Source organism: Streptomyces sp. NPDC046900 (genome assembly GCF_040644975.1).
GTDB lineage: Bacteria > Actinomycetota > Actinomycetes > Streptomycetales > Streptomycetaceae > Streptomyces.
Window position 1 is genome coordinate 93,097 of record NZ_JBEYXD010000013.1, and the last position, 12,570, is coordinate 105,666.

Annotated in this window: 7 protein-coding genes, 1 tRNA gene and 2 pseudogenes; 4 read left to right on the forward strand and 6 right to left on the reverse strand. The window is 69.2% G+C overall.

Annotated features, from left to right (window positions below):
* Positions 1 to 91 precede the first annotated feature (91 nt).
* Both ABZ904_RS15870 and frc read right to left on the reverse strand, forming a co-directional pair.
* Positions 92 to 2,287, reverse strand: a complete 2,196-nt coding sequence (locus ABZ904_RS15870; protein ID WP_361823647.1) for an acetate--CoA ligase family protein — start codon at positions 2,285 to 2,287, stop codon at positions 92 to 94.
* Positions 2,288 to 2,291: 4 nt separating this feature from the next.
* Positions 2,292 to 3,521, reverse strand: a complete 1,230-nt coding sequence (frc, locus tag ABZ904_RS15875) for a formyl-CoA transferase (RefSeq protein ID WP_361823650.1) — start codon at positions 3,519 to 3,521, stop codon at positions 2,292 to 2,294.
* A 248-nt stretch (positions 3,522 to 3,769) separates the two neighbouring features.
* Here frc and sucC point away from each other — a divergent pair, with 248 nt between their 5' ends.
* The 4 genes from sucC (at position 3,770) to ABZ904_RS15895 (ending at position 7,799) form a co-directional block, all read left to right on the forward strand.
* The gene (gene sucC, locus ABZ904_RS15880) at positions 3,770 to 4,900 is read left to right on the forward strand and encodes an ADP-forming succinate--CoA ligase subunit beta (RefSeq protein ID WP_361823653.1); all 1,131 of its coding nucleotides are present in this window, start codon (positions 3,770 to 3,772) and stop codon (positions 4,898 to 4,900) included.
* A gap of 11 nt (positions 4,901 to 4,911) precedes the next feature.
* Positions 4,912 to 5,811, forward strand: a complete 900-nt coding sequence (sucD, locus tag ABZ904_RS15885) for a succinate--CoA ligase subunit alpha (RefSeq protein ID WP_360998304.1) — start codon at positions 4,912 to 4,914, stop codon at positions 5,809 to 5,811.
* Between the two features lie 144 nt (positions 5,812 to 5,955).
* On the forward strand, positions 5,956 to 7,497 hold the full coding sequence (locus ABZ904_RS15890) for an aldehyde dehydrogenase family protein (protein ID WP_359402373.1): 1,542 nt from the start codon (positions 5,956 to 5,958) through the stop codon (positions 7,495 to 7,497).
* 217 nt (positions 7,498 to 7,714) lie between these two features.
* Positions 7,715 to 7,799: transfer RNA gene (locus ABZ904_RS15895), tRNA-Leu, on the forward strand.
* 414 nt (positions 7,800 to 8,213) lie between these two features.
* Here the strand turns inward: ABZ904_RS15895 and ABZ904_RS15900 are convergent.
* From ABZ904_RS15900 to ABZ904_RS15915, 4 genes and pseudogenes are all read right to left on the reverse strand, one after another.
* Complete coding sequence (locus tag ABZ904_RS15900) at positions 8,214 to 8,459, reverse strand: GntR family transcriptional regulator (protein ID WP_359410545.1); 246 nt, start codon at positions 8,457 to 8,459, stop codon at positions 8,214 to 8,216.
* Positions 8,460 to 9,540: 1,081 nt separating this feature from the next.
* Positions 9,541 to 9,651, reverse strand: a pseudogene (locus ABZ904_RS15905) (IS5/IS1182 family transposase); the annotation flags it as partial.
* Positions 9,652 to 11,175: 1,524 nt separating this feature from the next.
* Entirely contained in the window at positions 11,176 to 11,316 is a 141-nt protein-coding gene (locus ABZ904_RS15910) for a hypothetical protein (protein ID WP_360998302.1), read from the reverse strand.
* A 78-nt stretch (positions 11,317 to 11,394) separates the two neighbouring features.
* Positions 11,395 to 12,542, reverse strand: a pseudogene (locus ABZ904_RS15915) (replication-relaxation family protein).
* Positions 12,543 to 12,570: the final 28 nt, after the last annotated feature.

Below are 12,570 nucleotides of genomic sequence, written 5' to 3' on the forward strand. Positions count from 1 at the left end.
GGCCAGCGCCCCCTGTCCAATGCCTTTCGTGCGCGCACGGGTCCCGGGCGCGGCCGACGCGCACCGTCGGCCGGGCCCGCTTCCGCTCAGGTCATGACCCGCCCCCCAACATCCCGCCGTCTCCCGCCACCGCCCTGACGGAAGGGCCTTCGGCCCCCAGCCGTCCGGCGGCCCGTGCCCACCGGTACTTCGCACCGAGCACGGCCACCGGCTTCTCGGTGGTGTAGGGGTACGCCACGACCCCTCGCTCGTAGAGGTACTGGCTGGCTGCCTCGACCTCGACATCGCCGGCGAGCGACGCCACCACCGGCTTCTCGATGCCGCGTTCGCGGTACTCGGCCACCACGCGCGCGGTGAGCTCGGCGAACACCATGGGAGGAGTCACGATGGTGTGCCAGTAGCCGAGGACGAGCGCGTGGATCCGCGGGTCCTCAAGACCCAGCCGGATCGTGGCCTCGTACGTCGACGGCGGCTCACCGCCGGTGATGTCCACCGGGTTGCCCGCGGCCCCGAAGGGCGGGATGAACTTCCTGAAGGCCGCGTCCAGGTCGGGCGGGATCTCCATCAGGGACAGGCCGTTGTCGCTGACCGCGTCGGACAGCAGGACGCCGCTGCCGCCGGCGCCCGTGATGATCACGACGTTGCCGCCCTTGGGGGTGGGCAGCACCGGCAAGGCGCGCGCGTACTCCAGCATGTCGTTCAGCCCGGGCGCCCTGATGACACCGGCCTGGCGCAGGATGTCGTCGTAGACGGCGTCGTCGCCCGCGAGCGCCCCGGTGTGCGAACCTGCGGCCTTCGCGCCCGCGGCCGTACGCCCCGCCTTCAGCACCACGACCGGCTTCTTCGGCACGGTCGCGCGTGCCGCCTCCACGAAGGCACGGCCGTCCTTGAGATCCTCCAGGTGCATGGCGATGCACTCGGTGTGCGGGTCCTCGCCGAACCACGTCAGCAGGTCGTCCTCGTCGAGGTCCGACTTGTTGCCGAGCCCGACGATCGCGGACACGCCCGTCTTCGTCGTCCGCGCGAAGCCCAGGATGGCCATCCCGATCCCGCCGGACTGCGAGGTCAGTGCGACGCCGCCCTTGACGTCGTACGGCGTGCAGAACGTGGCGCACAGGTCCTGCCAGGTGGAGTAGTAGCCGTAGATGTTCGGCCCGAGCAGCCGGATGCCGTACCGCTCGCCGATCGCCACGACCTGCTCCTGCAGTTCGTGCTCGCCGGTCTCGGCGAACCCGGAGGGGATGAGCACGGCGTTGGGGATCTTCTTGCGTCCGACCTCCTCCAGCGCCGCGGCCACGAACTGGGCGGGAATAGCGAAGACCGCCACATCCACCTCACCGGGAACGTCCGTGACACTCTTGTACGCCTTGCGGCCCAGAATGTCATCGGCCTTGGGATTCACCGGATGGATCTCTCCGGGGAAGCCGCCGGCGACGAGGTTGCGCATCACCGAATTGCCGATCTTGCCCTGCTCGTTGGAGGCGCCGATCACGGCCACCGACGACGGCTGCATCAACCGGCGCATGGACGTGAGGATCTCGTCGCGCGTGTAGCGTCTGCGCTCCTTCGCGGGGGTGTCGGAGAGGATGACGCGGATGTCGGCCGCGACCGCGCCCTCAGGGGTGGCGATCACCGGGTTGAGGTCCACCTCGGCGATCTCCGGGAAGTCGGCGACGAGTTGGGACACCCGGCGGATCTGTTCGGCCACCGCCCACCGGTCCACTCCCGCCCGGCCGCGCACTCCGCGCAGGATCTCCGCCGAGCGGATGGAGTCCAGCATGGACAGCGCCTCGTCGGCGTCCACGGGCGCGAGCCGGAACGTCACGTCCTTGAGGACCTCGACGAGCACCCCGCCGAGACCGAAGGCCACGACCTTGCCGAAGGTGGGGTCGGTCACCGCGCCGACGATGACCTCCTGGCCCTGCGGCAGCAACTCCTGTACCTGCACGCCCTCGATACGGGCGTCGGCTTTGTGGTTGCGCGCGTTCTCGATGATCGTGTGGAACCCGGCACGCACGTCCTCGGCGCCCTCCACGCCGACGATCACACCGCCGGCGTCGGTCTTGTGCAGGATGTCAGGGGAGACGATCTTCATCACGACGGGTCCGCCGAAGCGTGCGGCGTACGCCACCGCCTCTTCGACGTCCGTCGCCAACTCCTCGCCCGGTACGGCGATCCCGTACGCGTCGGCGATCACCTTGCCCTCGGGCGCGGTGAGCGCGGTCCGCCCCTCGGCCCGCACCGCGTCAAGGACGGACCTGACCGTCAACTCCCGGTCCTCGGCCATCACGTCAGATCACTCCGTTCGACTTGAGAAGGCGCATCTCCTCGTCCCCGAGGCCGAGTTCACCGATGTAGATCTCCTCGTTGTGCTCGCCGAGCAGCGGCGAACCAGTCACCTCGACAGGGGAGTCGGAGAGCTTGAGTGGGCTGCCGACGGTCACGAACTCGCCGCGCTCCGGGTGCGGTACGCGCACCACCATCTCGTTGGCGGCCAGTGACTCGTCCTCGATGATCTCCTTGGTGGACAGGATCGGCCCGCACGGGATGTTGTGGGCGTTGAGTCGCTCGAGGACCTCCCACTTGGGAAGCGTGGAGGACCACTCCTCGATCATCTGGAACATCTTGGCGAGCTTCGGCAGCCTGGACCGGGGCGTCGCCCACTCGGGGTCGTCCGCGAGTTCGGGCCGGCCGATGAGCTGGGTGATCGGCTTCCAGCCGACGGGCTGGACGATGACGTACACGTAGTCGTTCGGGCCGCCCGGTGCGCACTTGACCGCCCAGCCGGGCTGGCCGCCGCCGGACGCGTTGCCCGAGCGGGGGACTTCGTCGCCGAAGTCCTCGTTGGGGTATTCGGCGAGCCGCCCGTGTGCCAGGCGTTGCTGATCGCGCAGCTTCACCCGGCACAGGTTGAGTACGGCGTGCTGCATGGCCACGTTGACCCGCTGGCCGCGCCCGGTGTTCTCCCGCTGGAACAGCGCCGCGAGAATCCCCGCCACGGCGTGCACTCCCGTGCCCGAGTCCCCGATCTGGGCCCCGGTCGCGAGTGGTGGCCCGTCCTCGAAGCCGGTGGTCGACATCGACCCGCCCATGGCCTGCGCGACGACCTCGTACGCCTTGAAGTTGGTGTACGGGCCGTCGCCGAACCCCTTGATGGAGGCGTAGACGATACGCGGATTGATCTCCTGGATGCGGTCCCAGGTGAAGCCCATGCGGTCGATGGCGCCCGGTCCGAAGTTCTCGACCATGACGTCGGAGCGGCGGATCAGCTCGGTGAGGAGCTCCTTGCCGCGTTCGGTCTTGGTGTTGAGCGTGATGCTCCGCTTGTTGCAGTTGAGCATCGTGAAGTAAAGGGAGTCGACGTCCGGGAGGTCGCGCAGCTGCCCACGCGTGATGTCCCCGGTCGGCGCCTCCAGTTTGACGACATCGGCACCGAGCCAGGCGAGCAGCTGGGTTGCGGAAGGACCGGACTGCACATGGGTCATGTCCAGGACGCGGATGCCGTCGAGGGCTTTGGTCATGACAGCGCTCCTCACTCGTACGTGGTCTGGTTCGCCCTTGCGGGGCCGTGCGCGTCCGGGTGTGCCCGGACGTCAAGCGATGAGGGCTTCCCAGGAGGTCGGGACGCCCTCGGGTACATTGCATACAGTCGACGAATACTGTATGAAGCTTGTTTATCCCGCATCCAGTGAGTGGTGTCCAGGGGGCGTGCGGCACTTTTCAGTCGTCGGAGGCCGGCCTCTCGACGACATCGCAGACAGGAGCCGAGATGGACCTGTACGAACATCAGGCAAGAGAGCTGTTCGAGGAACACGGCATCGTGGTGCCGAGGGCCGAGGTCACCGACTCGCCCAAGGAGGCCCGTGACATCGCCCGCAGGCTCGGCGGCCAGGTCGTCGTCAAGGCGCAGGTGAAGACGGGCGGCCGCGGCAAGGCGGGCGGCGTCAAGCTTGCCGCCGACCCGGCGGCCGCCGAGCTGACGGCGCGCCAGATCCTGGGCATGGACATCAAAGGGCACACGGTCGGCAAGGTGATGCTCGCCGAACCCGTCGCCATCGAGCGCGAGTTCTACGTGAGTTATGTGCTCGACCGCGCCGCGGGCCGCTTCCTCGCCATCGCCTCGGCCGAGGGAGGCATGGAGATCGAGGAGGTCGCCGCGAGCCGTCCGGAAGCGGTGGCGCGCGTACACATCGACCCGGCCGAGGGTGTCACCTCCTCGAAGGCGGGCGAGATCGCGGCGGCGGCCGGCCTGCCGGTCCGGACCGTCGACGTGCTCGTACGGCTGTGGCAGGTGCTCGTCCGCGAGGACGCCGTACTCGTCGAGGTCAACCCGCTCGTACAGACGCGGCAGGGCCATATCCTCGCCCTGGACGGCAAGGTCACCCTCGACGACAACGCCCGTTTCCGGCAGACCCGCTGGGGCGCCGAGGACGCGGGGCACGACGACCCGCTCGAGGCACAGGCCGCCGCAAAGGGCCTCAACTACGTCAAGCTGGACGGCGAGGTCGGCATCATCGGCAACGGCGCAGGCCTCGTCATGTCGACGCTCGACGTGGTCGCGGGCTGCGGCGCCCGGCCCGCCAACTTCCTCGACATCGGCGGCGGAGCGTCCGCCCGCATCATGGCCGACGGCCTGTCGGTCATCCTCTCCGACCCGGCCGTCAAGTCGGTCTTCGTCAATGTCTTCGGCGGCATCACCGCCTGCGACGCGGTCGCCGACGGCATCGTGCAGGCGCTGGACTCCGTCCGGCTCACCAAGCCGCTGGTCGTCCGCCTGGACGGCAACAACGCGGCGCGGGGACGCGCGATCCTCGACGACCGCGCGCATCCCCTGATCCAGCAGGCCACCACCATGGACGGCGCCGCGCGCCGGGCCGCCCAACTCGCAGGCGCCGTCTGAAGGAGCACGCCATGGCCATCCACCTCACCAAGGAGAGCAAGGTCCTCGTCCAGGGCATGACCGGTGGCGAGGGCATGAAGCACACCCGCCGCATGCTCGCGGCCGGTACGGACGTCGTCGGCGGCGTCAACCCGCGCAAGGCGGGCCGCGCCGTCGACTTCGACGACCGTACGGTCCCCGTCTTCGGCTCGGTGCGCGAGGGCATGGAGGCGACCGGCGCCGACGTCACCGTCGTCTTCGTGCCACCCGCCTTCGCCAAGGCCGCGGTGACGGAAGCCGCCGAGGCGGGCATCGGCCTCGCCGTCGTCATCACGGAGGGCATCCCGGTCCACGACTCGGTCGCCTTCATCTCGTACGCCAAGACGAACGGCACCCGGATCATCGGCCCGAACTGCCCGGGCCTGATCACCCCCGGCCAGTCGAACGCCGGCATCATCCCCTCCGACATCACCAAGCCGGGCCGCATCGGCCTGGTGTCGAAGTCCGGCACGCTCACGTACCAGCTCATGTACGAGCTGCGGGACATCGGCTTCTCCACCTGTGTCGGCATCGGCGGCGACCCCGTCGTCGGCACCACCCACATCGACTGCCTGGCCGCCTTCGAGGCCGACCCCGACACCGAACTGATCGTGATGATCGGCGAGATCGGCGGCGACGCGGAGGAACGGGCGGCCGACTACATCCGCGAGCACGTCACCAAGCCCGTCGTCGGCTATATCGCGGGCTTCACCGCACCCGAAGGGAAGACCATGGGCCACGCCGGCGCCATCGTCTCGGGCTCCTCCGGCACCGCACAGGCGAAGAAAGCGGCGCTGGAGGGGGTAGGGGTAACGGTGGGCGGAACGCCGACCGAGACGGCGCGCCTGGTGCTCGCTCAGCTGGAAGCGAGGCGTGACGTCACTCATAGTTGACATGAGGTCACTTACAGGTGCTTCGGCGCCTCGCTAGCGTCCCTGTACGACGTCCGCGTACGGCCAACGCGATCACACGATCACGTACGTGGACGGGCCATGCACCCCCCGCCCCCGACTGTGCACCGAGAGCGGAGCTATCCGATGGCACCCACCCTCACCCTCAAGTCCGGAACGTCCTGGACCGACGCCTGGCAGCGCTGCCTGGCCGTCGCTCCCGAGGCCTTCCGGGACGACCGTGTCCTCAACCTCTGGAACTCGTCCTGGCAGCTGGACGGCCGGGCCCTGCCCGCCACCAGCCCGGTGGACGGCAGCCCCATCGCGGGCCCGCCGCGCCTGGACCGGGCGGCCGCCCGGCGCGCCGTGCAGGCCTCGCTCGACCAGCACCGCGCCTGGCGCCACGTGCCCCTGCCTGAACGCCGGGCCCGCGTCGCCGCGACCCTGGACGCGCTCACCGAGCACCGCGAACTGCTCGCCCTGCTCCTCGTCTGGGAGATCGGCAAGCCCTGGCGGCTCGCCCAGGCCGACGTGGACCGGGCGATCGACGGCGTGCGCTGGTACGTCGACGGAATCGAACCGATGATCGGTGACCGGGTCCCGCTGGACGGCCCGGTCTCGAACATCGCGAGCTGGAACTACCCGATGAGCGTCCTGGTCCACGCCATGCTGGTCCAGGCCCTGGCGGGCAACGCGGTCATCGCCAAGACCCCGACCGACGGCGGTCTCGCCTGCCTCACCCTGGCCTGCGCGCTCGCCGCACGCGAGGGCATACCGGTCACCCTCGTCAGCGGCAGCGGCGGCGAGCTGTCGGAGTCACTCGTACGGGCGCCGGAGATCGGCTGCGTCTCGTTCGTCGGCGGCCGCGACACGGGCGCCGCGGTGGCCACGGCCGTCGCCGACCTCGGTAAGCGGCACATCCTCGAACAAGAGGGCCTGAACACCTGGGGCATCTGGAACTACACGGACTGGGAGTCGCTGACGGCGGTCATCCCGAAGCTCTTCGACTACGGCAAGCAGCGCTGCACCGCATATCCGCGCTTCGTCGTCCAGCGCGAGCTGTTCGACGAGTTCCTGGCGGCGTACCTGCCGGCGGTCCGCACCCTCAAGGTGGGCCACCCGCTGGCGGTGGAGAAGCAGGACGACCCCTACCCGGCCCTGGACTTCGGCCCGCTGATCAACGCGGCCAAGGCGAAGGAGCTGACCGACCAGGTCACCGAGGCGATCGACCGCGGCGCGATCCCGCTGCACCGCGGCAACGCGGAAGACGCGCGCTTCCTGCCCGGCCAGGACACATCGGCGTACGTCCACCCGGTGACGCTCCTGAACCCGCCCCCCTCCTCTCCGCTCCACCACGCGGAACCGTTCGGCCCGGTCGACACGATCGTCCTGGTCGACACGGAGGCGGAGCTGCTGGCGGCGATGAACGCGTCCAACGGCGCGCTGGTCGCCACGCTGTCCACGGACGACAGGGCGACGTACGACCGCCTGGCCCCGCAGATCCGCGCCTTCAAGGTCGGCCACGGCAAGCCGCGCTCCCGCGGCGACCGCGACGAACTGTTCGGCGGCTTCGGCGCGTCCTGGCGCGGCGCGTTCGTGGGCGGCGACCTGCTGGTCCGCGCGGTGACCCAGGGCCCGGAGGGGGAGCGGCCGCCGGGCAACTTCCCGGAGTACCAGCTGATGCCATGACGCCCGGCCGGGCGGTGCGCGCCCATGCGGGCGCCGCCCGGCTGTATCCCTGCTGACCTGGCCTTTCACGCGGTCGTGTAGGGGCTCGCTCACCGAGCGTGAGAGGGCGCTCGAACGCCCCCGGACCAGGAATATGCAGGTGAATGCCACTCCGAAACCTTGGTATTGTTGTCCCTGTCGCCGCGGGGAAGACTTCCGGCCAGGCGGCAGACACCCAGTCCGGGTGGCGGAATGGCAGACGCGCTAGCTTGAGGTGCTAGTGCCCTTTATCGGGCGTGGGGGTTCAAGTCCCCCCTCGGACACTCGCTATAACGATACGGAAGCGAGGGCCTCGACCTTACGGTCGCGGTGCTTGTTGCGTTTTCGTAGCTGATGGTCATGACCGGGCTTCGTAGAGTGGACAGTCCTTGTCGGCGTCGACGGCTTGGATGCGTTGTGCGATGTCTCCGGGCCTCTTGGTCATCGCCCCGATCTGCTCGGCGTCAGCCATGACTCCCTCTTCCTGGTGACGGCGGGCAGTGCGTCGAGCTTCCCCTGCGCCGCTTGCCTATCTCCTTGATCCACTGAGTGGCGACGGTTGGGTCGGCTCCGGCATCGAGGGCGGCTTGATCGCGGGCCACGCGCCGCTCACAATCCTTGATTGCCTGCCAGGTTCGGGCGCGCTCGCGGGTCTGTACCTGGGCGGTGCTCGCCGCGATGGCGTGTGGCTGGCATTGTCATGTCCGGGGTGGCGACTCCACCACGAAGCTGCCTTTGCCTCGCACCGTGACGATCAGGCCCCGCTCTACGAGCAGTTGGACAGCCGCCCGTGCGGTCGGACGGGACACGCCGAACTCGTCACAGATGCCAGCTTCGGAGGGCACCCTACGCCGTGGCGGATAGGTGCCGTCGGCGATGCGGGCAGCCAGGATCGCGGCGATCTGCTCGTAGAGAGGCTCAGGTCCGTCGAGATCCAACGTCATGTATCGACCGTAGGAGCCATACGACAATGCTTCTCGTCATGTGACGTCACCTGACAACACCTGACAAGTGAGCTAGCGTCGAAAGGGAAACCCCCGCGACCGTGCGACCGGTCCGGGGGCGTGGACGACGCTTTCGAGGGAGCATCGACATGGCAGAGAGTACGGCCATCCCATCTGCGGCGGAACCAGCCGCTGTCGAGTACCAGGCCCTGCTGGACCACTGCAGCACCTGCCGCACCTGCCGCAGGGCGACGGCGGTAGCCTGCCCGGAAGCCGGGCGACTGCGCAGGCAGTGGTCGGCGGCGCGGCGTGCAGCTCGCGGGGGTACCCAATGATCTGCGCACGCTGCGACGAGTCGATCAAGAAAGACGAGCCCTACGTGACGCGGGACATCGAGGCCGCATCCGGGCCCGGTGCGGTCATCCACCTGCACCCGTGGTGCCAGCCGGCTACGGCCGCTCAGCCCCTGAGGTACCCGGTCGGCCGGGGCGCTCAAGACCCCTGGCGCTTCTGAGCCGGTAGGTGCGCCAAAAAGGGCGGCCGCGACGGCGAGCAGTACAGCGGCCGCCCTGCACTCCCTGCACGAGGTTCGTAAGACCGATGCCGAACTCGACGCGTTCGCGCTCGAGTGGGCCGCCTCCCGAGGGCTGGCGCTCTGGTCTGAGCGCTCACCTCACCGAACAGCACGGACCGTCCCTGCCCTCGCAGGATGGCCCGTCCCGGAGGATGTATGACCGTCACCGCCCCTGGGGCGCCCAAGGTCACCAGTCAGACGTGGGCAGACCATTGGCATGGCTTCGGCCCTCGGCCCGGCTCTCCCAACCGCCACGGACAGAAGGGCAACCGGCGACCGCCCCCCTGTGCGGCCTCACGCTGACTCGGATCATGCCGCCCGCTATCAAGAGGCCGCCGGCGAGTTCGTCACGTCCAGCCTGCCGCGGCTGGTCGGCGATCAGTTCGGGCAGGGCCAGGGTGTAGTCCATCTGCTCCAGCAAGTTGCGCACGCGGTCCGCTTGCGCAGCGCTTTCCTTGCCGAAAATGTCGTCCGTGCAGGTTAGAGGCCGCGCGGATAGGGGTGCAGTCATGGTCGGCGGCTGGGGCGTTCGCCCCAGCGGTGAGTCGTCCATGCTCGTCGGATCAGACTACGCACGGTGATGACAGTGTCGGTGAGGTCGAAGAATGCGTCGATGACGAGGTGCTTTGCGGCCTGCGCCACCCCGGAGGCGGTCGGGTGCGCAGTTGCGCCGAGGGTGCGGATGCGCTGGGTGGCGTGCTCGATGACGACCAGCACGTACATGCGCGCCCCGGAGAGGGTGACGGTTTCGAAGAAGTCATAGGCGAGGCGGGCGTCGGCCTGGGAGCGCAGGAAGCTCGCCCAGGTATCGGAGGTCCGTTCGGGTGCGGGGGCGGTACCGGTCTGGTGCAAGATCTCCCACACCGTGGACGCGGCCACCCTCACCCCGAGGACGAGCAGTTTGCCATGTACTCTCCTGTAGCCCCAGGTGGGGGTCTCTGTCGCCGGTCGCAGCATCAGGGCCCGGATGGAGCGTATGGTCCGTGGCCTGCCGGGCGCTTGGGGTGGGAGGCGCAGCGTGGCGGCGTGCGATCAGGTCGCGGTGCCGGCGCAGCACCGTCTCGGGGCGCACCAGTAGCCACATGCTGCGGAGAGCATCGAGCGGCAGCCAATGGAGGAGAGCTGCCGGGAACGCCCGGTCGCCGGGGGTGAACCGGACTCTGTTCTTGCCGAGTTGGCGTTCCAGCAGCGTGATCTGTTGGCGCAAGGCGAGTATCTCGGCATCGTTCTCGCGGTCGCTCATCGGGAGCAATCGCAGGAGGGCGAGGGCATTGATGACGCCATGGTGGGCCAGTTTCAGCAGCACGGTCGATCATCATGTCGCCTTGATCCACAGGGCGGCCGGGGTGCTGACTTTGACACTTCGGGCGACGTGGTCGGCGCCCGGTGGCCGAGGCACACTGCCTCACACCAGCGCGGATGAGTTTTCGGCAGGCGCTGGGTCTGGGTCTGTGCGGTGCTTGCCGTGATGCTTGCGGGGCTGAGTGCTGCGATGGTGGCGGCGAGCCGATCCGGTGCGAGGGCGCGGGCATGCACGAGTCTGGCGCCCTGCTCACGACGTCTTCGCGCAGGTTGACGGTCCGCGGGTGGCCGAGCCCGGGGTGGAGCGCGGCTTCCTGCCCCAACGCTCAGACGACCATTGGCCCTGCTGAAAACAGATCTGCGCAATTGGCTGTGCATCCGTGTCCGGGACCATTGCGCAACCCCTCCCCCCAGGCGACTTCACGGTGCGCAGCCTGCGCACCCGGGCCTGGAAGACATCCGTCGTTGCGCGATCGAGCTCCCATTGCGCAGCTATCGGTCGGACGGTGCGCTCACCGCTGTGACCTGCTCTGGTCGGGTCCAGATGGTCGGGCTGGCCGCTGCATGGTCGGGTCCGTACAAGCCGTGGTCGGGCATGATGTCCGGGCCATGTCGGCGGCGTGCTGGAGGCGGCTTGGGCGGTTGCGCAGCCATCGCGTGCGCGAGGCGCCGCGCAGCGCTGTGACCTGCTGTGGTCGGGCTCATGGTCGGGAGAATTACGCAGGCGCGGGCGGAGCGGCTAGGAGCGGCGGGACTGCATCCAGCCGACCTTGTGGTCTTGGTCCGGGACGTGGATGGGATGCCATACGGGTGCGGAGGGGCCGTTGTGGAGCAGGTCGGTCAGGGGGCTGCCAGGACGGGGATGTCGCGCGGGAAGCTGGACAGCGCCAGTGCCCTGATGGCTGCGTGCAGGGCTTGGATGCGCGTGGCGATGCCGGTGGAGCCGGTGCCGTCCAGGACGAACAGCAGCCGCGGGAACACGGCGTAGCGGCGCCTCCAGTCCTCCTCCAGGGGCTGCAGCCTTAAGTTCGGCCGCAGGCGTCCAAGGGGTGTGGGCACCTAGGCGTGCAGGCGGGCGTAGGCGCCGAGTTTGGCGGCCAGGCGTTCGGGGCCCATGGTGGCCCGGTCGACTTCCACGAAGGCCCGCAACATCGACGTGCCGTCGCCGCAGCTGCGGTAGTACAGGAGGGCGTCGGGGATGACAGCTTCGCCGCTGCCGAGGAGTGGTAGACCTCGGGGATCCAGTCCAGCGGCCGGCACACGTCTCCTCGGCGGCGGGCGTCCTGCAGGAAAGCAAGCCCGGTCTCCGTTACCGCCAGCGCGTGCCTTGCCCGAAGCCGCGCGGCGGTAGGGTCGGCGATCAGCTTCGGCGGCTGCCACTCCCGCAACTCCGGCCACTCGGAGGCGACCTGTACACCGTACTGGGTGGCAAACCACACCTGGGTGCGCCCGGCCTGGGGCAGCGTGATGCGATCGATCAGGCCCTCGCTGCGCAGCTTGGCCAACCTTCGTCGCGTCTGCTCAATCCGCACTCCGGGCGCGATCACCCGATGCATCTGCTCGGTTGTCGCCATCCGGTACTGCGCCAGTACCGCCAGCGCCAGCCAGTCCCCGCCGCCCGCGCCCACCTTCACCATCGCCAGGTCCTCCCGTACGCTGCGGCACCGCTTGCCCGGCGCCGCCCGTACCGACAGACCAGCAGCCGGCCCCGACCACACGTGCGACCGTGGAGGCCCGACCAGAGTCACGATGCGATAACCCCGCCCCCAACCACCCCGGAAATCCCGCCGAAAGCCCCACCAGCATCCCTGCCGACAACTCTCCGCACCCACCGGGCGCCTGACGGCGTATCCACAGCTCACCACGCCTGTTTGGGCATCGTCGGGAGCCCGACATCCCCCTATGCGCCTCTCGCAGCCGACCCCTGAAGCAGACAGAGAAGTGGTTGGGGCGGGCTGGGGCGGGCGGTCGGCGCGGCGGGGGATCGGGCGGCTCGGAACTGTTGTTGCGCGTCGGCGGGGCCTCCGCGCTCGGCGCCGGGCAAGCCAGCACAGAGAGGGGATCGGCGGGCGAGGCGCAGCGTGACAAGAACACGCGCCATCGTCACGATGCCACGGTGGCGCTTTGCCCACCCTAATCGCCCTCGTGCAGAGCGCAGACGCCAAGCCCGAGCGATGTGCAAGCGAAGTGCTGGGCGGCTGCCGCATGGCGACGCTCGCTCACCATTAGTGTGCC